Source organism: Roseateles asaccharophilus (assembly GCF_031458115.1).
Taxonomy (GTDB): domain Bacteria; phylum Pseudomonadota; class Gammaproteobacteria; order Burkholderiales; family Burkholderiaceae_C; genus Pelomonas; species Pelomonas asaccharophilus_A.
The window spans coordinates 88,322-111,103 of sequence record NZ_JAVDXV010000004.1 but is presented as its reverse complement, the minus strand read 5'-3'; the positions used below and the strand labels follow the sequence as shown (position 1 = coordinate 111,103).

21 protein-coding genes and 6 tRNA genes are annotated in these 22,782 nt (G+C 69.4%); 10 read left to right on the top strand and 17 right to left on the bottom strand.

From position 1 onward, the window contains the following. The first annotated feature begins 10 nt into the window (after window positions 1-10). Together J2X21_RS11395 and J2X21_RS11390 are read left to right on the top strand one after the other, a co-directional pair. Window positions 11-2,089: a protein-disulfide reductase DsbD family protein gene (locus tag J2X21_RS11395; RefSeq protein WP_310328581.1), complete on the top strand. Its 2,079-nt coding sequence runs from the start codon at window positions 11-13 to the stop codon at window positions 2,087-2,089. Next, window positions 2,089-2,697, top strand: coding sequence for a redoxin domain-containing protein (locus tag J2X21_RS11390; protein WP_310328580.1), 609 nt, complete (start codon window positions 2,089-2,091; stop codon window positions 2,695-2,697). The genes J2X21_RS11395 and J2X21_RS11390 overlap by 1 nt, the downstream gene beginning before the upstream one ends. Here the strand turns inward: J2X21_RS11390 and J2X21_RS11385 are convergent. Further along, entirely contained in the window at window positions 2,694-3,605 is a 912-nt protein-coding gene (locus tag J2X21_RS11385; protein ID WP_310328579.1) for a glutaminase, read from the bottom strand. The genes J2X21_RS11390 and J2X21_RS11385 overlap by 4 nt on opposite strands. 32 nt (window positions 3,606-3,637) lie before the next feature. On the opposite strand from J2X21_RS11385, the gene J2X21_RS11380 reads away from it, so the two are divergent. From J2X21_RS11380 to J2X21_RS11350, 7 genes are all read left to right on the top strand, one after another. Further along, window positions 3,638-4,528: a class I SAM-dependent methyltransferase gene (locus J2X21_RS11380; protein ID WP_310328577.1), complete on the top strand. Its 891-nt coding sequence runs from the start codon at window positions 3,638-3,640 to the stop codon at window positions 4,526-4,528. A gap of 31 nt (window positions 4,529-4,559) precedes the next feature. Further along, a complete protein-coding gene (locus J2X21_RS11375; protein ID WP_310328575.1) occupies window positions 4,560-5,084 on the top strand; it encodes an RNA polymerase sigma factor in 525 nt (174 codons plus the stop codon). After that, a complete protein-coding gene (locus J2X21_RS11370) occupies window positions 5,081-5,659 on the top strand; it encodes a hypothetical protein (RefSeq protein WP_310328574.1) in 579 nt (192 codons plus the stop codon). The genes J2X21_RS11375 and J2X21_RS11370 overlap by 4 nt, the downstream gene beginning before the upstream one ends. Next, the gene (locus J2X21_RS11365) at window positions 5,656-7,278 is read left to right on the top strand and encodes a serine hydrolase domain-containing protein (RefSeq protein WP_310328572.1); all 1,623 of its coding nucleotides are present in this window, start codon (window positions 5,656-5,658) and stop codon (window positions 7,276-7,278) included. Before J2X21_RS11370 ends, J2X21_RS11365 begins: the two co-directional genes overlap by 4 nt. 69 nt (window positions 7,279-7,347) lie before the next feature. Continuing rightward, window positions 7,348-7,800, top strand: coding sequence for a (2Fe-2S)-binding protein (locus J2X21_RS11360; protein ID WP_310328571.1), 453 nt, complete (start codon window positions 7,348-7,350; stop codon window positions 7,798-7,800). After that, window positions 7,797-9,818, top strand: coding sequence for a xanthine dehydrogenase family protein molybdopterin-binding subunit (locus J2X21_RS11355; RefSeq protein WP_310328570.1), 2,022 nt, complete (start codon window positions 7,797-7,799; stop codon window positions 9,816-9,818). The genes J2X21_RS11360 and J2X21_RS11355 overlap by 4 nt, the downstream gene beginning before the upstream one ends. A 2-nt stretch (window positions 9,819-9,820) precedes the next feature. Then, window positions 9,821-10,750 (top strand): helix-turn-helix transcriptional regulator, encoded by a 930-nt coding sequence (locus J2X21_RS11350; protein ID WP_310328567.1) that lies wholly within the window; start codon window positions 9,821-9,823, stop codon window positions 10,748-10,750. A gap of 3 nt (window positions 10,751-10,753) precedes the next feature. On the opposite strand, the gene J2X21_RS11345 is transcribed toward J2X21_RS11350, so the two are convergent. From J2X21_RS11345 to J2X21_RS11275, 15 genes are all read right to left on the bottom strand, one after another. Further along, the gene (locus J2X21_RS11345; RefSeq protein WP_310328566.1) at window positions 10,754-11,068 is read right to left on the bottom strand and encodes a DUF3325 domain-containing protein; all 315 of its coding nucleotides are present in this window, start codon (window positions 11,066-11,068) and stop codon (window positions 10,754-10,756) included. After that, window positions 11,061-12,731, bottom strand: a complete 1,671-nt coding sequence (locus J2X21_RS11340) for a PepSY-associated TM helix domain-containing protein (RefSeq protein ID WP_310328564.1) — start codon at window positions 12,729-12,731, stop codon at window positions 11,061-11,063. Before J2X21_RS11340 ends, J2X21_RS11345 begins: the two co-directional genes overlap by 8 nt. Before the next feature lie 15 nt (window positions 12,732-12,746). Beyond that, window positions 12,747-13,058, bottom strand: coding sequence for an iron uptake protein (locus tag J2X21_RS11335; RefSeq protein ID WP_310328563.1), 312 nt, complete (start codon window positions 13,056-13,058; stop codon window positions 12,747-12,749). Between the two features lie 231 nt (window positions 13,059-13,289). Further along, window positions 13,290-14,747, bottom strand: coding sequence for a serine/threonine-protein kinase (locus tag J2X21_RS11330; protein ID WP_310328562.1), 1,458 nt, complete (start codon window positions 14,745-14,747; stop codon window positions 13,290-13,292). 13 nt (window positions 14,748-14,760) lie between these two features. Continuing rightward, window positions 14,761-15,633, bottom strand: coding sequence for a c-type heme family protein (locus tag J2X21_RS11325; RefSeq protein WP_310328561.1), 873 nt, complete (start codon window positions 15,631-15,633; stop codon window positions 14,761-14,763). Between the two features lie 142 nt (window positions 15,634-15,775). Continuing rightward, the gene (locus J2X21_RS11320) at window positions 15,776-16,993 is read right to left on the bottom strand and encodes an RtcB family protein (RefSeq protein WP_310328560.1); all 1,218 of its coding nucleotides are present in this window, start codon (window positions 16,991-16,993) and stop codon (window positions 15,776-15,778) included. Between the two features lie 68 nt (window positions 16,994-17,061). Beyond that, a complete protein-coding gene (locus tag J2X21_RS11315; RefSeq protein WP_310328559.1) occupies window positions 17,062-18,198 on the bottom strand; it encodes a slipin family protein in 1,137 nt (378 codons plus the stop codon). A gap of 495 nt (window positions 18,199-18,693) precedes the next feature. Beyond that, window positions 18,694-19,254 (bottom strand): HNH endonuclease, encoded by a 561-nt coding sequence (locus tag J2X21_RS11310; protein ID WP_310328557.1) that lies wholly within the window; start codon window positions 19,252-19,254, stop codon window positions 18,694-18,696. Between the two features lie 41 nt (window positions 19,255-19,295). Further along, a tRNA-Leu gene (locus tag J2X21_RS11305) sits at window positions 19,296-19,380 on the bottom strand. 17 nt (window positions 19,381-19,397) lie between these two features. Next, window positions 19,398-19,473, bottom strand: a tRNA-Asp gene (locus J2X21_RS11300). Window positions 19,474-19,484: 11 nt separating this feature from the next. Continuing rightward, a tRNA-Pro gene (locus J2X21_RS11295) sits at window positions 19,485-19,561 on the bottom strand. Window positions 19,562-19,661: 100 nt separating this feature from the next. Beyond that, window positions 19,662-19,737 (bottom strand) — tRNA-Trp (locus J2X21_RS11290). Window positions 19,738-19,744: 7 nt separating this feature from the next. Beyond that, window positions 19,745-19,819: transfer RNA gene (locus J2X21_RS11285), tRNA-Glu, on the bottom strand. Between the two features lie 7 nt (window positions 19,820-19,826). Next, window positions 19,827-19,903: transfer RNA gene (locus tag J2X21_RS11280), tRNA-Arg, on the bottom strand. Window positions 19,904-20,254: 351 nt separating this feature from the next. Beyond that, complete coding sequence (locus tag J2X21_RS11275; protein WP_310328556.1) at window positions 20,255-20,431, bottom strand: hypothetical protein; 177 nt, start codon at window positions 20,429-20,431, stop codon at window positions 20,255-20,257. 166 nt (window positions 20,432-20,597) lie between these two features. On the opposite strand from J2X21_RS11275, the gene J2X21_RS11270 reads away from it, so the two are divergent. After that, window positions 20,598-20,963, top strand: coding sequence for a hypothetical protein (locus J2X21_RS11270; RefSeq protein ID WP_310328555.1), 366 nt, complete (start codon window positions 20,598-20,600; stop codon window positions 20,961-20,963). A gap of 7 nt (window positions 20,964-20,970) precedes the next feature. On the opposite strand, the gene J2X21_RS11265 is transcribed toward J2X21_RS11270, so the two are convergent. Then, entirely contained in the window at window positions 20,971-22,683 is a 1,713-nt protein-coding gene (locus tag J2X21_RS11265) for a sensor domain-containing diguanylate cyclase (RefSeq protein WP_310328554.1), read from the bottom strand. Window positions 22,684-22,782 lie beyond the last annotated feature (99 nt).

Genomic DNA, 22,782 nt, shown 5'->3' with positions numbered 1-22,782 from the left:
GCTTTTGCTCTTGCGTCTTGCCCTTTCGGCCCTGCTGGCCGCCCCGTTGTTGGCCTCGGCCGCGCCCTCCGAGGCCGCGACGGAGCATGTGAAGGCCCGTCTCGTGTCCAGCCAGTCGGCCGTCGCGCCGGGCCAGCGCTTCACGGTCGCGCTGGAGCAGGACATCAAGCCGCACTGGCACACCTACTGGATCAACCCCGGCGATTCCGGCCAGGCCACGACCATCGACTGGACCGGCGCGGAGGCCGGCCCCATCCAGTGGCCCACACCGGCCGTGCAGCCTATCGGGCCGCTGGTCAACTATGGCTATGAGGGCCGCCCGGCGCTGCTGGTGGAGCTGACCGTGCCGGCTGATGCCAAGGCCGGTGGCCGCTTCAAGCCGGTGGCCGAGGTGCGCTGGCTGGTCTGCAAGGACGTCTGCATCCCCGAGCAGGTGACGCTGGGGCTGGATCTGCCGGTCGCGGCGCAAGCCCAGGCCGGCGCCGATGCGGCCCAGATCGACGAATGGCGCCGCGCCGTGCCCCAGCCGGCACCGTTCGCGGTGCAGATCAAGCCGGCCGCGCAGGGTGTGCAGATCAGCGGACCGACGGCGGGCGTCACCAAGGCCTATTTCTTCGCCGACACCTGGGGCGCCGTCACGCACAGCGCGCCGCAGGCGCTGAAGGCCCAAGCCGACGGCTGGGCGCTGGACGTGCCGGCCGGCGAAGACCCGGTGAAGGCCGGACAGCCGCTGTCGGGCGTGCTGGTGCTGACGTCGTCAGCCGGCGAGCAGGCCTGGACCGTCTCCGCCCCCATGCCCGAGGGCGCCGGCAAGGGCCCCGCGCCGGCCGACCTCGGCGCACCGGCCGCCGCCGCTGCGGCCGTGGCGCCGGTGGAAAGCGACCTGGGCTTGCTGCCCGCGCTGGCGCTGGCGCTGGTGGGCGGCCTGATCCTGAACCTGATGCCCTGCGTGTTCCCGGTGCTGTCCATCAAGGCGTTGGCGCTTGTGGGCGGCGGCAACCACAAGGCCGAGGGCCTGGCCTACACGGCCGGCGTGCTGGCCAGCTTCGTGCTGCTGGCGGCCGTGCTGATCGCGTTGCGCGCCGGCGGCCAGCAGGTGGGCTGGGGCTTCCAGTTCCACTCGCCGGTGTTCGTGCTCATCGTCGCCTACCTGCTGTTCCTGGTCGGCCTGAACCTGTCCGGCTTCTTCGACGTGGGTGGCAGCTTCACCGGCATCGGCTCGGGCCTGGCCGCGAGGCAAGGCTTGGCGGGCAGCTTCTTCACCGGCGTGCTGGCGGCCGTGGTCGCCACGCCGTGCACGGCACCCTTCATGGGCGCGGCGCTGGCGTTTGCGCTGAGCCAGCCGGCCGCGGTCATGCTGGCCGTGTTCCTGGCGTTGGGCCTGGGCCTGGCGCTGCCGTTCCTGATCCTGGCCTTCTGGCCCGCGGCGCAGCGCTGGCTGCCGCGCCCGGGCGCGTGGATGGACAAGTTCAAGCAGTTCCTCGCCTTCCCGATGTACGGCGCGGTCGTCTGGCTGCTGTGGGTGCTGGCGCAGCAGGCCGGGCCGGATGGCGTGGCGCTGGCGCTGATCGGTCTGGTCGTCATCGCGTTCGGCCTGTGGTGGCGCAACGCCAGCGGCGCGAGCGCCGTCGGCACCGTGGCGGCGCTGGCCGGCGTGGTGCTGGCATTGGGCCTGTCGACCTGGATCAAGCCGGTGGCGGCCGACGTCGCGACGGCCGGCGCTGCTGCCGGCCACGAGCCCTACAGCGCCGAGCGCGTGACCGAGTTGCGCGCGCAGAACAAGCCGGTGTTCATCAACATGACGGCTTCGTGGTGCATCTCCTGCCTGGTGAACGAGCGCGTGGCGCTGTCCCGCCCCGAGGTGAAGGACGCGTTCGCCAAGGCCGGCATCACCTACCTGAAGGGCGACTGGACCCGCGAGGATCCCAAGATCACCGCCGTGCTGAAGGCCCATGGCCGCTCCGGCGTGCCGCTCTACCTCTACTACGCACCGGGCGCCGCCGAGGCGCAGGTGCTGCCGCAGATCCTCACCCCCGGCCTCGTCATCGAGGCTGTTTCCTCCCCTGCAACCCCCCGGAGTTCGACATGATGATGAAACTGCTTCGCCGCTCGCTGATCGCCGCCGTCGTCGCCGCCCCCGTGCTGGCGCTGGCCAATGCCAACGTGGACGCCGCCGCGCCCGCGTTCACGGCCACGACGGCCGATGGCAAGACCGTGAACCTCGCCGACTACAAGGGCAAGACCGTCGTGCTGGAGTGGACCAACCATGACTGCCCCTTCGTCAAGAAGCACTACAACGGCAACATGCAAAGCCACCAGAAGGACGCCGCTGCGCAGGGCGTGGTCTGGCTGCAGGTGATCTCGTCGGCCCCCGGCCAGCAGGGCCATGTCGATGGCGCCACCGCCAAGAAGCTCAACGCCGACCGCGGCGCCGCCCCGGCCGGCACGCTGCTGGACCCCAAGGGTGAACTGGGCAAGCTCTACGGCGCGCAGACCACGCCGCACATGTACGTCATCAAGCCCGATGGCACGCTGGCCTACAAGGGTGGCATCGATAGCATCGCCACCGCCAAGGTGGACGACATCGCCAAGGCCGAGCCCTATGTGAAGCTGGCGCTGGCCGACGTGGCTGCGGGCAAGAAGGTCGAGAAGTCGTCGACGCGGCCCTACGGCTGCTCGGTGAAGTACGCCTCCTAAAAGACCGACAGCCCGGTCTTGGTGACGAAGAGTTCCAAGGCCTGGCGCCCCAGGAAGGAATTGCCCGTCTCGTCCAGCGCGGGCGACCAGACGCACAGCGTGAGGTGGTCCGGCACCACGGCGACGATGCCGCCACCCACGCCGCTCTTGCACGGCAGCCCGATGCGGAAGGCGAACTCGCCGGCCGCGTCGTAGGTGCCGCAGGTCAGCATCAACGCGTTCACACGCCGCGCCTGCGCCGAACTCAGCACCGGCGTGCCGGCCAGCGGGTGCTTGCCGTCGCGGCACAGATAGCCGGCGGCGCAGGCCACCTGCTCGCAGGTCATCGCGATGGCGCACTGGTTGAAGTAGACGTCCAGCACCGTGGCGATGTCGTTGTCCAGCGTGCCGAAGCCCTTCATGAAGTTGGCCAGCGCGGTGTTGCGATAACCCGTGTCGGCCTCCGATTGCGCGACCTCGGTGTCGATGCTCACCGGCTCGCCGCACAGCCGTGACAGCAGCGCCAGCAGCTCGGCCTTGCCGTCACCCAGCGACACAAGGCGATCGGCCACCGCAATCGCGCCAGCATTGATGAAGGGGTTGCGCGGGATGCCCCGCTCCGTCTCCAGTTGCACCAGCGAGTTGAACGGGCTGCCCGACGGCTCGCGGCCAATGCGGTCCCACAGCGCCTCGCCCAGCGCCTTGATCGCCAGCGTCAGCGAGAACACCTTGGACATGCTCTGGATGGAGAAGGGCACGGCGCTGTCGCCGGCCTGCGCCACCTCGCCGTCACAGGTGCGCAGCGCAATGCCGAACTGCAGCGGCGACACCCGCGCCAGCGCCGGGATGTAGCTGGCCACCTTGCCGCCCTCGCCCAGCAGCGGGCGCAACTCGGTGTTGATCTGGTCGAGAACGAGTTGGAAGTCCATGGTTGGATCCTAGACCCCGGGACAATCGCGCGATGCAAGCCCTGCTCGACGCCATTGCCACGATGGCGCTTCCCACCGACGCCCAGCGCCTCTTCCACGGCCGCGGAGGTCTTCACCCCGGCTGCGAGCACCTCGCGCTGGATGCCTTCCCACCGGTGCTGCTGCTGACCTCCTTCAAGCCGCTGGATGACGTGGCTCTGGCCGCCGTCGGCGGCGCGCTGACCGCGCGCTTCGGCGACGCGCTGAACTGGGTCTACCAATCTCGCGGCGAGGGCGCCGAAACGCGCTTGATGATCGGCGCCGTGCCCGAGCCGCACATCGTCACCGAGGCCGGCACGCGCTATGTCGTACACCTGCTGCGCGGCCAGAACCATGGCCTGTTCCTGGACATGGGCGAAGGCCGGCGCTGGGTGCGCGAGCACATCACTTCCGGCGCCAAGGTGCTGAACCTGTTCGCCTACAGCTGCGCGTTCTCCGTCGTCGCGCTGCAGGCGGGTGCCAGCGAAGTGGTCAACGTGGACATGGCGTCAGGCGCGCTCGCCACCGGCCGCACGAACCATGAGCTGAACGGTGTGAAGGCCGGCGCGAAGTTCCTGGCCCACGACATCTTCAACTCCTGGGGCAAGCTGACGCGCGGCGGGCCTTACGACCTGGTCGTCTGCGACCCACCCAGCTTCCAGAAGGGCAGCTTTGTCGCGACCAAGGACTACGCACGGCTGGCCCGCCGCCTGCCCACGCTGCTGGCGCCAGGCGGCCACGCGCTGCTGTGCCTGAATGCGCCGGAGCTGGGCGTGGACTTCCTGCGCGAGGCCGTGGAAGCCAATGCGCCCGAGCTGAGCTTCATCGGCCGCGTGGCCAACCCGGCCGCCTTCCAGGACGTGTCCGAGGACCGCAGTCTCAAGGTTCTTGCCTACCGGCTGTAAGAAGTTCCGCGCGGCCGTCACTACCTGCTGCATGACCGCTTCGAACCCGCAAGACCAGCTCTATCGCCAGGCCATCGCGGCCCACGGCGCCGAGCTGGCCCGCTGCTGCGCAGGCTATGAGCGCGACGCCGCCTTGCGCCAGGAGCTGCAACAGGAGCTGCACCTGGCGCTGTGGCAGAGCCTGGCCGGCTTTCGCGGCGACTGCTCGCTGCGCACCTGGGTCTACCGCGTGGCCCACAACGTCGGCGCCCGCCATGTGCAGCAGCATGCCGGCAAGAGCACCAAGATGCTGGAGCTGGACGAGATCGAGCATCTGCCCGATGAGCGCCTGGACCCCGGCCATACCGAGCGCCGGCTGGACCTGCAGCGCGTGCTTGCGCTGGTGCACCGCCTGGCGCCGCTGGACCGCGAGCTGATGCTGCTCTACCTGGAGGAGCTGGACGCCGCCAGCATCGCCGACATCACCGGCCTGTCGGCGCGCAATGTCGCCACCAAGATCCACCGCATCAAGGCGCTGCTGGCCAGCCAGTTGAGTGCCCCGAGGAGCGCGCGATGACCACGCATACCGCCGAAGACGGCGCCCGCAATCTGTGGCGTGGGCAAGACCTGCCAGCGCTGCAGCCCCTCCAGTCGCAGGCGTTGGCGGAGCAGGCCGAGAAACTGCAGGGCATCGTGTCGCGGCGCAACCGGCGCGAGACCCTCGTCGCGGCCTTGCTCGCGCCGACCTTCCTGTTCTTCGCCTGGTTCTTTCCGCATTGGCTGACCAAGCTCGGCGCGCTGCTCATCGTGGCGGGCGGTGGCTTCACGCAGTGGCAGATGCGCCGCCGTGCGTCGGCGCGGCCGCTGCCCGAGGCCTGGGCCGGCAGCCTGCTGGCCTTCCACCGGGAGGAGCTGGTCCGCCAGCGCGACGCGCTGCGTTCGGTCTGGCTCTGGTATGTCGCGCCGTCGGTCCCCGGCATGGCCTTGTTCCTGTGCGGGCGGCAGATCGAGAACGGCTTCTGGCAGCCGTGGATCTTCGTTTTCGTCGCGGCGGTGCTGGGCGGCGTCGTGCTGCTCAACCTTCACGGCGCACGCCGACTGCAGCGCCGCATCGACAAACTGGATCAACTGACCCGAGAGGACATTGCATGACACGCCACCTGTTCGCCGCCTTGACGTGCCTGCCCATGCTGGCCATGGCGGTGCCAGCGAGCGACGCCGACGTCGAGAAGCTGCTTGCCGACCGCTTCGACAGCGACCGCAGCGGCGCGTGTGTGCAGGCCGCCGTCATCGAGCCGGGCAAGGTCTGGCGCGCCACGCGCTGCGCCGGCACGCGCAAAGACGGCGCACCGGCGGCGGGCGCGGCCTTCGAGATCGGATCGGTCACCAAGACCATGACCGCGGCGCTGGTGGCCGGGTTGATCGACGCGGGCCGCTGGTCGCTGGACGACCCCGTCGCCCGCCACCTGCCCGAGGGCACGGTCGTGCCACGCCAGGGCGAACGCCAGATCCTCGTGCGCGACCTCGTCACGCACACCAGTGGCCTGCCCGCGTTGCCACCCGGGTTGTCCGTCATCGACCCCGCCAACCCGTATGCGTCGCTGACGGAGGCCCAGGTGCTGGCGGCGCTGAAGAAGGTGCAGCTCACGCGCCCCATCGGCAGCCAGCCCGAGTATTCCAATTTCGGCATGCTGGTGCTGTCCATGGCCGTGGCGCGCAGCCATGGCGGCGATCTGGAGGGTGCGCTGCGAGAGCAGCTGTTCAAGCCGCTGGGCATGAACACGGCCTACATCGCCAAGCCGCTGGGCGCCGCGCCCGCCATGGGCCACCTGCCGGACGGTACGCCCACGCCGGCCTGGACCATCGCCACCAACCTGGCCGGCGTCGGCATGGTCAAGGCCACGCTGGACGACATGGTGCGCTACGCCCGCGCCCAGCTCGGCGATGGTCCGGCGGCACTGGTCGCGCAACTGCGCCGCACGCAGCAGCCGCTGGCCCATGGCTTCGGCATGAACTGGGTGCTGCACAAGCGGCAAGGGCGAGACATGGCCCTGCATGAGGGCGGCACGGGCGGCTTCTCGTCGCTGGTGGTGCTGGAACCGGCGGCCAAGCGTGCCGTCGTGGTGCTGGCCGACACGGCGTTGACCGACCTGGGCGGTTTGGGTGATATCGGCCTGGCGCTGCTGGGCAACGAGATGCCATTGCAACCCCGCCGCGCCGTCGAGGCGCCCGCCGCGCTTCGTCAGGCGCTGGTCGGCGACTACGAGCTGGGCCCCATGCGGCTGAAGATCTGGGAGGCCGACGGCAAGCTGATGGCCCAGGCCGCTGGCCAGGGCGCTTTCGAACTGCGCCACGACAGCCGCGGCGACTTCTACCCGCTGGGCCTGTCAGCGCTGCTGCGCCCCGAGCCGCCCGAGATGGACAAACCCGTCGCGCGCTTCATGTGGCACCAGATGGGCGGCCAGACGCAAGCCCGCCGCGTGGGCCTGGTGGAGTCGCCGCCCACCATCACCAACGCCGCCTGGCGCGACTGGGCCGGTGAATTCCAGCTGGCGCCGCAGTTCAGCTTGAAGGTCTTTGAGCGAGATGGCCAGTTGATGGTGCAGGGCAGCGGCCAGCCGGCCATTGCGGCCGAGGTGGAGGGCAAGGACCGCATCGCGATCAAGGCCGTCGGCGCTGTCGTCGAGTTCGAGCGCAATACCGATGGTCAGGTCATTGCGGCCGTGCTGCTGCAGGGCGGGCAGAGGCTGCGCGGCGCCAGGAAACCATAGCTGGCGCAATTCTTCTATACCGCCCCGCCGCCGTGGAGGATGCTCCGGCCACTTCTTCAAGGAGTGGCGATGGAACTTCAGATCAACGGCCAGCCGTACGCCGTGGCGCCAGAGTGGCGCGACGAGATGCTGCTGCACGTGCTGCGCGAACACCTGGGTCTCGTCGGCAGCAAGTTCGGCTGCGGCGTGGGCCTGTGCGGCGCCTGCACCGTGCTGCTGGACGGCACGGCCACGCGCAGTTGCGTGCTGCCGCTGGGTGCGGCGGTTGGGCATGAACTGACGACCATCGAAGGGCTGGCCCGCGACGACGGGCAACTGCATCCGCTGCAACAGGCCTGGCTCGAGGAGCAGGTGCCGCAATGCGGCTATTGCCAGGCCGGCCAGCTGATGAGCGCGGCAGCGCTGCAGCGCGGCAACCCCAAGCCCGACGCCGCCGCCTGCGAGACGGCGATGGCTGGCAACCTGTGCCGCTGCGGCACGCAGCAGCGCATTCGCAACGTGCTCATCAAGGTGGTGCGATGAGCGCCGTGCTGTCCCGCCGTGGCGTGCTGGCCGGGCTTACGGTCGTGCTGTTCAGCGGCTGCGCGCTGCCGGTCATCCCCAAGCGCCCCGCCCCCAAGCTGGAGGATGCGCTGGGCTGGATACGCCATGACGGCGCCGGCCTCTACACGTTGTGGCTGCCGCGTGTGGAGATGGGGCAGGGCATCCTGACCGGACTGAAGCAGATCGCCTGCGCCGAGCTGGGTGTCGCCTGGGATGCGGTGACGGTGAAACTGCCCAGCACGCAAGACATTCCCCGCGTGAAGGCGACGGTGGGCAGCGACTCCATCAAGGACTACGCGCTGCCGCTGGCGCAGGGCTGTGCGCTGTTGCGTGACGCAGTCGCGCGCGGCGGCTTTGCTGCGGCGGGCGACAAGCCGCCCACGCCGCGCTGGCCGACTGCTGATCGGCCCGACCTGCGCCGCCCGCCGCTGGCGCAAGGCGAGGCCATCGTCACCGGCCGCCCGCTCTACGTGGCCGACGTGCGCCGGCCCGGCATGGTGTTCGGGCGCGTGCTGTATGCGCCGCTGTCGCCAGAGTTCGCGTCGTCGCCGCGCGCCTTCGACGAAGCTGCCGCACGGGCGCTGCCGGGCTTTGTGGCGCTGGTGCGCAGCCCGCTGTTCGAGCAGGGCCAGGCGCGGGGCATCGCCATCGTTGCGGCCACGCCGGGGGCGCTGGACCGCATCACCCGCGCGCTGGCCGTGCAGTGGCAGATGCAGACGCCATCCGTCGGTGGGCGCGAGCTGCTGGACGTCGACGCCCGTCTGCCGCACGCCGTGCATGACGACAGCGTGCCGCGCGAGGGCGCCTGGGACGTGGACCTGCGTTTCGACATCCCGCCCGCCACGCACGCGTCCATCGAGCCGCGCGCGGCCGTGGCCGAGTTCGACGCGCAAGGCCGGCTGCAGCTGTGGGTGGGCAGCCAGGATGTGTTCTACCAACGCGACGTCGTCGCCAAGCGCCTGGGCCTGGATGACGACGAGATCACCGTGCACAGCCACCGCCTGGGCGGCGCATTCGGCGCGCGCACCATCTGCACCGTGGAGCTGGAGGCGGCGGTGCTGGCCCGCGCCGTGGGCAAGCCGGTCAAGGTGCAGTGGACGCGCGCGCAGGAGTTCGCCCAGGGCTTTCACCGCGCGCCGTCCCGCCACCGCCTACGCGTGCGGCTCAAGGACGGCCGGTTGCAGCACTGGTGGCATGCCTTCGCCAGCGCACACGTCCTGTTCACCAACGCGGCCATGCCTCCGTGGATGCAGAGCGTGAGCCGCTTCATCGGCGACGCCGGCGTCGCGCGCGGCGCCAAGCTGCCGTACCGGGCGGCCTTGCGCGAAACGCGCTTTGCTCTGCAGCGGCTGCCGGTGCTGACGGGCCCGTGGCGCGGCCTGGGTGCGGGTCCCAATCATTTCGCGGTGGAGTCGACCATCGACGAATGCGCGCGATTGGTGGGTCAGGATCCGCTGGCATTTCGGCTGGCGCATGTGGAGGACGCGCGGCTGGCGCGCGTGCTGCAGCGCGTGGCGCAGGCGGCGAACTGGGGCCAGCCACTTGCCGGCGAGCGCGTGGGTCGCGGTCTGGCCTGCGGCATCTACAAGGACATGAGCTACGCGGCGGTCGTCGCCGACGTGGCCGTGGCGCCCGACGGCGCCGCGCGCGTGCTGCGGCTGTGGTGCGCGCATGACTGCGGCCGCGTCGTCAACGCCAGCCAGGTGCGCGCGCAATGCGAAGGCAATCTGGTGTGGTGCGTGGGCATGGTGCTGGTGGAGCAGTTGCCGTTCGAAGCGGGCGAGGTCAAGGCGGCCAGCTTTGCCGACTCGCCCATCCCGCGCTGGGGCGACATTCCGCAGATGCACATCGAACTGGTGGACGAAGGCGACGCGCCCACCGGTGCCGGCGAGACGGCCATGGTGGCCGGCGGCGCGGCGATTGCGAATGCGCTGCGTGCGGCGACCGGCGTGCGGCTGACGTCGCTGCCTTGGCGACCCACAATGCCGGCCCAGTGAGCATGCCCATCGCCCCGCCCGACTTCGCCAGCGCCGCGATGCTGCGTGTGCTCGCCCAAGGCCTGCGCGAACTGGGCCTGGAGGCGCCCGCCACGCCCGACGGCGCCACCGTGGGCCTGGACGCCAAGCGCGCGTTGCTGCATCACGCCATCCAGCAAGGCGGCATGCGCTGCCTGGCGCTGCTGGGCCGCGGCCTGCATCGCTTCACGCACGACCCCACGCACCGCGCGCTGGCCACGGCCCGCGATGCGCGCGACCTGTTCGAGCGCTGGGCGCGGCTGGAGCGCTACATCCACTCGCGCCACCGCGTACAGATCGTCGCAGTGGGTGTCGGCGAGGCGCGCCTGCGCCATGTGTCGCTGCGCGCGCAGGCGCCACCGCATGCCGCCGAGGACCTGGTGGTGCTGGGCGTGCTGGTGGCGTTTCTGGAAGCCTGCGGCCACACGGGCCTGCAGGCCTGGGCCGGTGCCGTGCGCGTCTATCCGGCCTGCGGTGATGAGGCTCCTGGCGCTGACAGCAGCGAATGGCGCATCACGTGGGCTGCTCACGCCATGCCGTCACGGCCGGCGGGGGCGGACCCGGGCGACCTGGCGCCGGACGAGGTCTGGTCGGGCGATGTGAAGGCCTTGTTCAACGGCTTGGTGGCCCGGCTGCCGGCCGCACCCGCCATGGACGCGCTGGCCCGTGAACTGGGCCGCGCCCGCCGCAGCCTGCAGCGCGAGCTGCAGCTGCAAGGCACGGGCTACCGTCCACTGCTGGCCGAGGCGCGCTACCGCACGGCAGCTTGGTGGCTGTTGCAGACCGATGCGGCGCTGGCCGAGATCGGCTTCCTGTGCGGCCATGCAGACCAGTCGCACTTCACGCGCGAGTTCCGCCGCCGCAGCGGCATGACGCCGGCCGACTACCGGCGGCATTTCGCCGCCGCGAGCTGAGCCTCAGCGGGCCGGTGCCGGCCAGACCGCGCGCAGCCAGTGCGGGCGGGTCGACAGCGTCATCGCGACGCCCACCGCCGAGCCGGCCAGCAGCATGAACCACACCAGCACGGCCATCGTCGCGTGATCCACGGCCAGGCACAGCGCGAACGACAGCGCCAACGCGGCGCCACCGCCCCAGCGCAGCCGCGCCGACGGCGGCGTGGCCGCATCGCCGTGCACCTGCGCCCAGTGCACATCCATGCCCAGCGCCAGCCAGGCCAGGCCCACCAGCGTGGCCGCGGCGGCGGCGATCAGCAGCAGCGACGACTCAGCCATGCGACACCTCGACCACAGTGGGGCGGGCCGAGGCCGCAGTTGCCGGCGCGCGCTGCCCCAGCCGGCGTGCAGCCAGCAGCGCGATGGCCGCGGCGGCCAGCAGGCTCAGGTCCACACCGGCCACGGGCCAGTAGCCGGCCGACAGCGTGCGGCCCAGGTGGTCGCCGGTGGTCACCGCGTTGGCGACGACGGCCGCCACGGCGGTGGCCGCCACCGCCACGCATTGCTCGCGCCAGGCGGGGCTGAACCCGCCCTGCGCGACGGCGCCGTTGCGCACGAAGGCATGCACCAGCGCCAGCGCCCAGGCGCTCCAGAACACGGTCTGCTCCCAGCCGCCCTTGTCGGCCAGCGTGACCGGCAGCAGGCGGTTGGCCAGCAGCATCGCCGCGGCGGCGAACACCATGCCGGTCACCGTCGTCACGGCCAGCGCGTCCACGACGCGGCTGCCCTGCGAGCCGCCCTTGGCATGCTGCTTCTTGCGCTTCTCGACGAAGAAGATGAAGCCGGTGGCGATGCAGACGCAGCCCAGCAGGCCGCCCAGCACGTAGAGCCAGCGCAGCATCCAGTGGCGGAAGTGCTGCAGGTGCAGGCCGGTCAGGAACTCGTTGATGCTGGCGACGGCGGTGCTGGGCGGTTCCTCGCGCAGCACCGCGCCGGTGGTGGCCTTGAAATGAATGCCTTGGCCCGTCAGCGCGACGCGGTCGGTGCCGGCGCGGTAGATGCTGACGTAGCTGTCGGCATCGCCCGGGTGTTGCACGATCAGCGCGCCCACCTCGCCGGCCATGCCGCGCAAGGCCCAGCGGCGCTGCGCCTCGGCCACCATCGCATCCACCGACGCGATGGGTGCGGCCACGCCGGCCGGCTTGGCGGCCATGCCGGTCTCGCGCGCCTCGATCTTCTCGTGCAGCTCATGCAGGTCATGCATCTGCGTGTGCGCGACGGGGAAGTAGATGCCCGCGAAGATCACCAGGCCCGTGAATGCAAAAAAGAAATGGAAGGGCAGCGCGACGACGCCGGTCAGGTTGTGCAGGTCCAGCGCGCTGCGCTGCGTGCTCTTGTCGCGGCGGAAGGTGAAGAACTCGCGGAAGATCTTGCGGTGCATCACCACGCCGCTGACCAGCGCGGCCAGCATCACCAGCGTGGCGAAGCCGACGATCCAGGTGCCGAGATCCTTCCACTTCAGGTTCAGGCTGTAGTGCAGCGGGTAGAAAAAGCCGCTGCCGATGTTGAGCGCACCCTCGGGCATGACCTCGCCGCTGCGCGGATCGATGTGCCGGATGGCCCACAGCGTCTCTTCCGGGTCTTTGGCCTGGGGCACGGCGAAGCCCCCGTAGACCAGCAGCGTGGGGTCGCGGTGCGTGGTGTAGGCGCCCAGCATGCGCACCGTGTCGAAGCGTTCGGGCACGGGGCCGTTGACCTTGCCTTCCAGCGTGGCGGCTTCCTGCGCGTTGGGCTGCAGCCGCGCGAACACGGGCGCCAGCAGCCGGTCATAGGACGGCAGGGGCTGGGGCTCGAAGCGCGTCTGCGGCTGGGCCCAGCGGTCGATCTCGCGGTCGAACACCGACAGCGAGCCGAAGAAGAAGCACACCATCAGCACGAAGCCCAGCACCAGGCCGAACCAGGTGTGCAGCCATGCCATGGAGAGGCGGAAGTTCTGGAACATCGGAGGTCTCCCGTCTCAGCCCAGCAGACTGCGCTGCAGCAATTGCCCGGCGCCAGCCATCAAGGCGCCGCCACCCAGCAACACCAGCCAGACGCGGCCCATGCGCTGTGCTGCAAAGGTCCAGCAGAACACGACGAGGTAGATCAGCAGGCCCAGGATGCTGCTGAGATGCTCGGCGTCATGGAAGGCCATGCCGGCCGCGTAGAAACCGCTCAGGCCCAGCGCGACGACGCCCCAGCAAAAGGCGTAGCCGCCCAGCACGGCGGCGGCGATACGGGACAGCAGCGGCAGGGCGCGCTGAACGGGGTTCGAGGTGGTGGCGCTCATGGGCGAACTCGGCGGCCGTGCCGAGGGACGGAGTGAGCGCGAAAGTGTACGCTTATTTGCGAATAATTCGCATCTGCATTGCAGCCGCCAGGCCTCCCGGGCCGAGCGCCGGGCCGCCCCAAGCCGGCCCGCCGGGCGATGTGCGCGCGGCTCGAAGCCGCGTGCATCGCCGTCCCCTCGGCGGACCGATCAGGCGTACCCGCGTTCAGCAGGGTGCAACTGGGCGAGGGGTCAATTCAGCTTGCCCAGGTCCGCCAGCAGCTTGTCGCGGGCTTTGGCGTCGTTCACCGCTTCGGCCAGCCGGTTGAAGAACACGGCGCGGCTGTCCGTGCCGGCGGCGGCGCGCTTGGCCAGCACCTTGGCAATGGGGCCCACGTGCTGGGCGAGCAGGGCCTGCGCCTTGTCGATGACCGCATCGTTCAGCGGCCCGCCCAGCATCGTGCCGCCGGATGCTCCGGTGGAGCCCTTGGAGCCACCGCTGGACGGCGTGCCAGCCGTGCCGCCGGCGGTGCGCGGGCTGCTACCGCCGGTCACCAGGCTGGCCTGGCCCAGGAAGGCGTCGCGGGCACGTGCATCGGGCACCTGGTCGGCCAGCTTGCTGTACAGCTCATTGAGGTCATGGCATTCACGTGCCGCGCGGCGCACCAGCACGCTGGCCAGCGGGCCCACGTGCCGGGCCAGCGTCATCTCTACCTGGTTGAGCTGGGCCTTGTCCCAGTGAGACGGTGGCGGCGCACCACTGCCGCTGGACGCGCTGGACACGGACGGCGGCGCCAGCGTGGGCGTCAGAGGCGAGCGGGCCGGGCGCGGCGGCGCCATCAGCACCGTCTGCTCCCAGGCGGAGTCGTCGACGTTGCGGCCGATGGCATCGACCAGCGCCTGCTTGAACTCGAAGGTGGTGGCGTAGCGGTCGGCCGGCCGCTTGGCCAGCGCGCGGGCGATGATGCCGTCGAACCAGCCGGGCCGTGCAACGCCCTCGACGACCGACGGCGGCTCGGGCATGTCGTTGACGACCTTGTACATCAGCGCTTCGGTCGTGCCGACGAAGGGCGCGCGGCCGGTCAGCAGCTGGTACAGCACGACGCCGGCGCCGTAGATGTCCACGCGCCGGTCCATGGGTTTGCCGAGGAACTGCTCGGGCGCCATGTGGCTGGGCGTGCCCACCATGTAGTGGGTCTGCGTCAGGTGCTGGGTCTCGATGCGGGCGATGCCGAAGTCGGCCACCTTCAGCCGGCCGCCGGTCGTCATGATGATGTTGGCCGGCTTGATGTCGCGGTGCCAGACGCCCTTGTCGTGCGCGTGGCCCAGCGCGTCCAGCAGCTGGCTCATGATGCCCACGATGTCGGTGTCGGTGAAGCGCACCTTGGCCGTCAGGTAGCTGGCCAGCGAACGGCCCTCGACGAATTCCATCGCGATGTAGGCGACATGCTGGTCGCGGCCGAAGTCGTAGACGCCCACGATGCCCGGGTGGGCCAGGCGGCCCGCGGCCTGGGCCTCGTTGCGGAAGCGCGAGGCGGCGGCGCCGGGGCTGTCGTCCTCGGTGTCGAGCTGGGTGCGTATGGTCTTCAGCGCGACGGTGCGCTGGATGTCCGGATCGAAGCCCTTGTAGACGACGCCCATCGCGCCCTCACCGAGAACCTCGGTGATGCGGTACTTGCCCAGTTGTTGCGGATGGCGCGTGTCGCTCATCGGGTGGAATGACTCAGGAATCGAGGAGCTTCATCGCTTGCACGACGCTGGCGCGCATGCGGGAGAACGAGTCGGACAGCGTGGCGATCTCGTCCTTGCTGGACGTCTTGAACTCGGGGGCTTCCAGGTCGCCCTGGCTGACGCGGTCGGCCAGCGCGGACAGCTGCGTGACCGGGCGCACGACCAGCATCCAGACCATCAGGTTCAGCACGATGCCCACGACGACGAACACGCCCACCAGCGATGTGATGAAGACCTTGAACACGTTGTCGGCCCGCTGCATCGGCACGCCCAGCGGCACGGACACGATCTGTGCGCCGATGACTTCGTTCAGGTTCCAGCCAAAACCGTTGGCCGGGCCGTACTTGGCCACCATGGTGGCGGGCGCGGCGTCCACGCTGCTGTGACAAGCCAGGCAGGCAGGGTCGGTGATGCGCAGCGGGCGGGCGATGTACAGCGACTTGCCGGCCGGCGTGTCGCGCTCACCCACCGTTTCCTTCAGGTCAGTGGCGCTCCTGAATTGACCCACGACGTCCACTTCCCAGCTCGTCGCGCGGTCGCGCGGGTTGGTGGGGTTCAGCGTCGCTTCCTTGTAGGCGAACTCGGGGTGCTTGGCCAGCAAGGTGTTCAACACCTCGGTCGCGGCGAAGCTGGGCACCGTCTGCGGCAGGAACTCGTGCGTCATTTGCGACGCGAGCAGCGGGCGCACCTGCGTGTTGGTGTAGTTGCGCACGGCCAGCGCCTTCTCCATCAGCATCTGCGCGCTGTTGACAACTTCTTGCTTCGCGTTGTCCTGCAGCAACTGGCGGGCGATGTAGCCGCTGAGCGCGATGCCCAGGCTCATGACCAGCAGGTAGACCAGGTTGAATTTGACGAGCAGTTTCATGGCGATCTCGGTTCGGGCGGCAATGGTAGTGCGCCAACATGGCTGAGTGACCTCATGCCGGTTCCCAGTTCCCTGGCGGAATGCACAAAAAAGAAGGGCGCCCGACCGGAGTCGGGCGCCCTGAGGGGGAGTGAACGAGGCTTCAGCCTTTCACGCAGACCACTTGCTTGAGGGTGTGAACCACCTCCACCAGCTCGCGCTGGGCGGCCATGACGGCGTCGATGTCCTTGTAGGCCGCGGGCGTCTCGTCGAGCACGTCGCGGTCCTTGCGGCATTCGACGCCCTCGGTGGCGGCGCGGTGGTCGGCCAGCGTGAAGTGGCGCTTGGCATCGCCGCGGCTCATCACGCGGCCGGCACCGTGGGAGCAGCTCTCGAAGCTGTTCGCGTTGCCCTTGCCGCGCACGATGTAGCTGCGCGCGCCCATGCTGCCCGGGATGATGCCCAGCTGGCCCTTCTTGGCGCTCACCGCGCCCTTGCGGGTCAGGTAGACCTCCTGGCCGAAGTGCGTTTCCTTCTGCACATAGTTGTGGTGGCAGTTCACCGCCTCGACGTGGGCCTGGAAGTTCTTGTGAATGACGGTCTTGGCCGCCTCGATGACGCGCTTCATCATCACCTCGCGGTTCAGCGCGGCGAACTTCTGCGCCCAGCTGACGCTGCGCACGTAGTCGCCGAAGTAGCGGCTGCCTTCCTCGAAGTAGGCCAGGTCGCGGTCCGGCAGGTTGGCCTGGTGCCGCAGCGCGTCCTGCTTGGCCAGCTCGATGAACATCGTGCCGATGAAGTTGCCCACGCCGCGCGAGCCCGAGTGCAGCATGAACCACACGGCGCCCGCTTCGTCGAGGCAGACCTCGATGAAGTGGTTGCCGCTGCCCAGCGTGCCCAGATGCTGGATATGGTTGGTCTTGGCCAGCTTGGGATAGTCGCGGCACAGCTCGGTGAACTCGGGCTCCAGTTGCGCCCAGGCGGTGTTGACCGAGCCGGGCGGCTTCTGCCAGGCGCCGGGGTCGCGGTTGCCGGGCTGGCGGCCGTGCGGCACGGCGCGCTCGATGGCCGCGCGCAGCGGGCCGAGGTTGTCGGGCAGGTCCTCGGCCTTCAGCGTGGTCTTGCAGGCCATCATGCCGCAGCCGATGTCCACACCGACGGCGGCCGGGATGATGGCCTTGACGGTGGGGATGACCGAGCCGACGGTGGCGCCGATGCCGAAGTGCACGTCCGGCATCGCGGCGATGTGCTTGAAGACGATGGGCAGGCGGGCCGCGTTCTGCAGCTGGCGCTTGGCCTGCGGCTCGACGGGCACGCCCTGCGTCCACAGCTTCAGCGGCACGCCGCCGGGAACGTCTTCGTGGATGTGTTGGGGTTCCATGGTTGTTCTCCAGAATTCTGAGGGGAGCCCGCGTGGACGCGGCATGGCCGGTCCACGGGGCCTGAGGGTCAGCGCAGCTTGACGAGCCCGTTGAGCACCTGGTCCAGACCTCCGAACACGGAGATCTTGTCGATGCGCTCGGCCACGCGTTCCAGCGTCTCCAGCTCCTTCAGACGCAGCGCGACGGGGTTGTCCTCCATCACCTTGGCCGTGTTGAGCAGGGCACGCGTCGCCGCGGTTTCCTCGCGGCGGCGGATCACGTTGGCTTCGGCCGCCTTGCCGGCTTCCACCACCTGGGCCAGGATGGTCTTCATCTCGCCCGGCAGCACGATGTCCTTCACGCCCACGCCGTCGAGCTGCAGGCCGTGGCCGGCCAGCTTCGCGGTGACCTGGGCGGTTACGACCTCGTCGATGACCGACTTGTTCTCCAGCAGCTCGTCCAGCGTGCGGGTGCCCACCGCCGCACGCAGGCCGAACTGCAGCTCGCGGTAGAGGTGGTCGGCCGGCTTGGCGAGTTGCTCGAACGCGCGCAGCACGTCGGTGTAGCGCCAGGTCGCCGAGAGATTCAGCCGCAGCGCGACCTTGTCGCGGGTCAGGATCTCCTGGCCCGTCACATCCAGCGTCTGCAGCCGCAGGTCCACCAGCTCCGCGGCCACGTTGCGGCCGAACTTCCAGAAGGCGTAGGTGCCCGCGGTCAGCAGGCGCTCGACCTTGCCGTCGACGCGCAGCAGACCGGCGCCGGTTGCCGGCACCTCGACCTGCAGCACGCCGCCCAGGCCCGTCATCGCGCGCGGGCGCAGTTGCGGCTGCGCGAGTCGCGCGGCTATCGCCGCGGGCAGCTCGACGGATGCGCGCAGGTCGATCACGTCGAGCTGCACGTCCACCAGGCCGCGCCAGTACAGGCGCCGCGTGGCGGGCGGCAGCACCTCGACGAGCACGCCGTTCTCGGAACGCAGACCGGCCTCGTGCTCGTTCAGCTCGACTCGCACGAACTCGGCTTCGACCACCGCCGGCTCTTTGGCCATCAGGTAGTCGGTCAGCGGGTGCACGAACGCCGGCGCGCTGATGTTGAAGATCTCGGCCTTCAACGTATCCAGCCCGGCGAACAGCCAGTGCGTGCCCGGTTGCAGCATGCGCTCGAAGTCGCCATTGCGCAGCAGGAGGCCGCGCTCGTTCTTGTTCACAGTCACACGCTTGATCGTCATGGTGTTCTCCTTGTGGTGACGCGTGTTTGAAAAGGGTGCCGTTACAGGGACCCGTGCGGACGCCGGATGCCAGGGCCTGGCGCCACGGTGCGCGTTGAACACCCCCTCCCTGAAGGCGTCCGCGGCTGGCCGTGGTGGCAGGGCCCCGCGTGCCCGGCGCACAAGCGCGGGCCGCTGATGCGCGGGTCCGGCCTGAGCCGGGGCGCACGTTCGGCGGGGTGGTCTTGCGACCGATGGTGGTTTGGAGCGGGAGTCGAACCCGCGACCGCAACGTTGTTGACGTTGTGCTCTAACCGTTTGAGCTATCCAAATGGTGGAAAAGAAGGGACTCGAACCCAACCCTTGCGGGACACCATGTCTTTCCTAGATCGACCGATTCCGGCAGGGCGGCATACGCCGTGGCGACAGGTGATGAAGCCTGGTCACGGCGCACCGGCGGGGCGTGGGAACCCTTGCCTGTGAGCCTTTGCCTTCCTCGGCAGATGGGTTGCCGCCTCAGCTGAGGCGAGATCCTTTGGGCAGGCGCGCGGCCAGCCAGTCGTGCACATCGGCGCGGATGTGCCGGCCCTTCAAGATGAAGTCCTCGAAGCGGCTGGGCACGAACGGCGCAAACAGCAGCGGCATGCGGGCCTCGTCCGGCGTGCGGTCGGCCTTGCGGGAGTTGCAGGCGCGGCAGGCCGCGACCGTGTTCATCCAACTCAGGCGGCCGCCGCGGCTGGCGGGCACGATGTGGTCCACCGTCAGCACACGCGAGTCGAACTGTTCGCCGCAGTACGCGCAGGTGCAACGGTCGCGCTTGATGACCTTGCCCTTGCCGTAGACCGGCGTCAGCTCGAAGAGGTTGATCCTTGACGCGCCGCGCAAGGCCACGATGGCCGGCACTTCCAGCCGCGACTGGCGGCCCGTGGCGCTGTTGAAGCCGCCGCGCAACACGGCCAGCGGCTCGGTCCCGGCGGACCAGACGACGGCACCGGTGGCGACCAGCGTGGCGGCGTCCTCTACCGAAATCCAGGCCTGGGGCAGGCCGGTGATGTCCAACTGCAAAACGTCGTGCATGCTGACCTCCTTTCCTGGGCTGGGCACGGGTGTTGAATGAGTGGTCCCCTCGGTCCGAGTCGAACGGACACGCCTCGCGGCCCCGGCTTCTGAGACCGGTGCGTCTGCCATTTCCGCCACGAGGGGACGATGCGTGAAAGTGATGGCGCCGCCAGCGGGTCCCGACCCCGCGACCTCCGGTTCGACAGACCAGCGCTCTTCCAGCTGAGCTATGGCGACATGGAGAAAGTTGGTCCGGGTGGCACGAGTTGAACGTGCAGCCACCTGCTCCCAAAGCAGGTGCTCTACCTGGTTGAGCTACACCCGGATGACTAAAAAGGTTGTCGGTGACGGGTTCCGACGCCGCCCAATCGTTGCGGCCGGTTTGCGCCCCTCGAAGCGTGAGTTCGCCAAGGGGCTTCGTTGAGTGGCTGGTCATGCAGGACTTGAACCTGCAACCTTCGGCTTTGGAGGCCGTTGCGCTGCCAATTGCGCCAATGACCAAGGGAGCTGGTGCCCCGTGCGGGAGTTGAACCCGCCTCTTCGGCTTGAAGGGCCGAGGACCTCACCGGAAGTCCAACGGGGCGTTGTGTTGGTGCCTCGTGAAGGACTCGAACCTCCAACCCCTGGCTTCGTAGACCAGTGCTCTATTCCATTGAGCTAACGAGACATGAAAGAGATGCCATCTCGGCTGTGTCCACACGCGACGCGGCTGGTTTGCGCAAACCAGGGTTGCATCGCTGCACGCGACAGGCGGCCGCCCGAGCGCACATGCACACCGGGCCGGCCGGTGCTTGTGCGTGGGCACACCCGAGATGGGGCAGGGTGGCCGAGCTTGAGCTCGGCGCCTGCCAGTGTTGAGTCGTGCCGATGGGCCGGCACGCACTCGATGCAAGTTGTGAAAGAACGGGCGCTGCGCGCAACACGCAGCGGCGCCGAGGCAGCCCCGGCGGCGAAGACAAAGCAAAAGGCCCGGTTCCTTGCGGAGACCGGGCCTCGAATGAGCATGGAAGGTCGGCGTCTAGCCGGGTCCTTCACCCGATAGGTTGGTGTCATGGCGCTCACGACCCAGGTCGTGTGCATAGGCGGCGACCGAGGCGGGCAAGCCCGCCGGCTTCAGTCTCTGCACCAACTGCGCGGCATCGCACCAGCGCTGGGCGCTGGTGAAGTCGATGACGGTGGCGAGATGGCGGTTCATGGCAGGGCTCGAAGAGGTTCGGTCGTCGGTGGGGTTGATCGGTGAAAGCTCGGTGCGTTGAGCGAATCCGCGCATTGTTAAGAATGTTCACGTACTGGTCAAGCGTCGGCGACCACCTAGAATGAGTGTGAAGTGTTTTAACAACACTCGCTTCGCCAGCCCATCCATGTCCAGCCTCGCCACCATTCGCCGGCTCAACGCGCTGGCGCTGTTCCAGACCTTCGCCGAAGAGCGCATCACCGCGGGCGATCCGCCCAAGGGGCTGGAGGCTGCCTGGGCGGCGCGCATCGGCGTCAGCGGCGCGACCTGGTCCATGGCCAAGAGCGGTGCGCGGCCCATCGGCGACAAGCTGGCGCGCCAGATCGAGCACCACTGCGACAAGCCGGCTGGCTGGATTGACGAGGAGCGCGAGCCTACCGGGCTCACCCCTGCTGAGCAGCAGTTCCTGGCGCTGGCGCTGAAGACCTATCGCGGCACCAACAGCGATGGACGCAAGAAGCTCAGACAGTGGCTGAAGGAGTTCGGCGGCTGAGCGCCCGTCAGGCGGTTTCCGAAGGCTGCTGCTGTCGCGAGCGCATCTCGGAGATGACGACGCAGTTGCGCCCGCGCCGCTTTGCTTCGTAGACAGCGCCGTCGGCCGCCTCGTGCAGCAGCTGCGGGTCGTCGTTGACCTCGTCCGAGCAGGCGATACCGAACGACGCGGTGACCTGCAGCGGCTTGCCGGAGTCCGTGATCACCAGCGCCAGCAAGGCTTCGCGGATCTGGTCAGCCTTCTGCGCGGCCTGCGCCTTGGCGCAATTGGGCAGGATCAGCACGAATTCCTCACCGCCGAAGCGGCAGGCGGCGTCGCTGCTGCGCAGGCTGCGGGCCAGCAGCTTGCCGGCTGCGCGCAGCACGGCGTCGCCCGCGGCGTGGCCGTGGCGGTCGTTGATCTGCTTGAAATTGTCCAGGTCCACCATGACCAGGCTGACGGTTGTCTGGTTGCGTGCCGCGCGCTGCAGCTCCTTGCGCAGCATCTCCTCCATGAAGCGGCGGTTGTGCAGGCCGGTCAACGGGTCGCGCAGCGACTGCTCGCGCAGTTCATGGCGCAGCTTGGCGTTGGACAGCGACAGCGCCACCTGCTCGCAGATGGTCTGCGCCAGCGACAGCAGCGCCTCGCGGTCTGCGGCCTGTTCGTCCAGGCGCAGGTGCATCAGGCCCAGCTCGCCGCCATGGGCGATCAGCGGCAGGCACACGTCCAGCCAGCCGCTGTGCGCCGTGCCGCAATGCGCGCAGCGCAGCGCGCTGTCGGCGGACTGCTGATGCGTCTGGCGGCGCCGCAGGCCCCAGCAGTCTCCGGGCTCGAAGCTGGCGGTGGCGGGCGCGTCCTCGCCCCAGCTGGCGCGCCGCTCCAGGGGGCCGTCGCCGCCATCGCCGAGATAGAGCGCCCCCGATGCGGTGGGCAGCAGGCGCTCGCAGAACACCCGGCAGATGTCCAGTGCCTCGGCCATGGGCATCTCGGTCTGTAGCACGCGCGACATCTCGCCCAGGTCCGAGATCTCGTCATTGCGGCGGCGCAGTGCCTGCATGCCGTGCTCCAGCGCCTCGCTGGTGCCCAGTGCCTGCGCGGCCAATCTCTCTTCGCGGCCCACGGCGCGGGCCATCAGCCGCGCGAGGTAAAGCAGCAGCGCGGCGCTGATCAGCGTGCTGACCAGCGAGAACAGGATGGCGCTGCGTATCTTGCTCTGCAGGTCCTCGGCCAGCGTCGCGCGCAGGGCCTCCTGCAGCCCGCTCAGTTCGGCAACGGCGACGCGCACGGCGTCGCTGTGGTGCTTGCCCTCGGCGGTGCTGATGATGGTCTGCACCGCCGCGAAGCCGGACGTGCGGCGCAGCTGCACGTTCTGCGTCAGGCCCGCCAGGCGTTCGCGGGCGTTGCTCAGCAGCGAGCGCAGCAGCTCCTGCTCGCGCGCCGACGGGTCGGTGAAGCGTGCCGGCAGCTGGTCCAGCGCGCTGGGCAGCGTCGCGATGGCCGCGTGGTAAGGCTGCAGGAATTCCTCGATGCCGGTGATGACATAGCCGCGCTGGCCGGTCTCGGCGTCGATCAGCAGCTCCTGCACCTGGCGCAAGGCCTGCAGCCGGTCCTCCACGCGCAGGCTGGCGTCGCGCACCTCGGTGACCCACACCAGGCTCAGCGGCGGCACGGCGGCCGTGAGCAGCATGATGACCGCGACGGCGATGCCGCCAAACTTCAGGCGCGAAAAGCTCAGGTTCATGGAGCAGCGAGAACCACGGGACAGCGCGCAGTGTCCAGCCTCCTGGGGCTGACGTACAGACCATGAGGACGTGACAGCCCGGCGTCAGCAGTTGGGGGC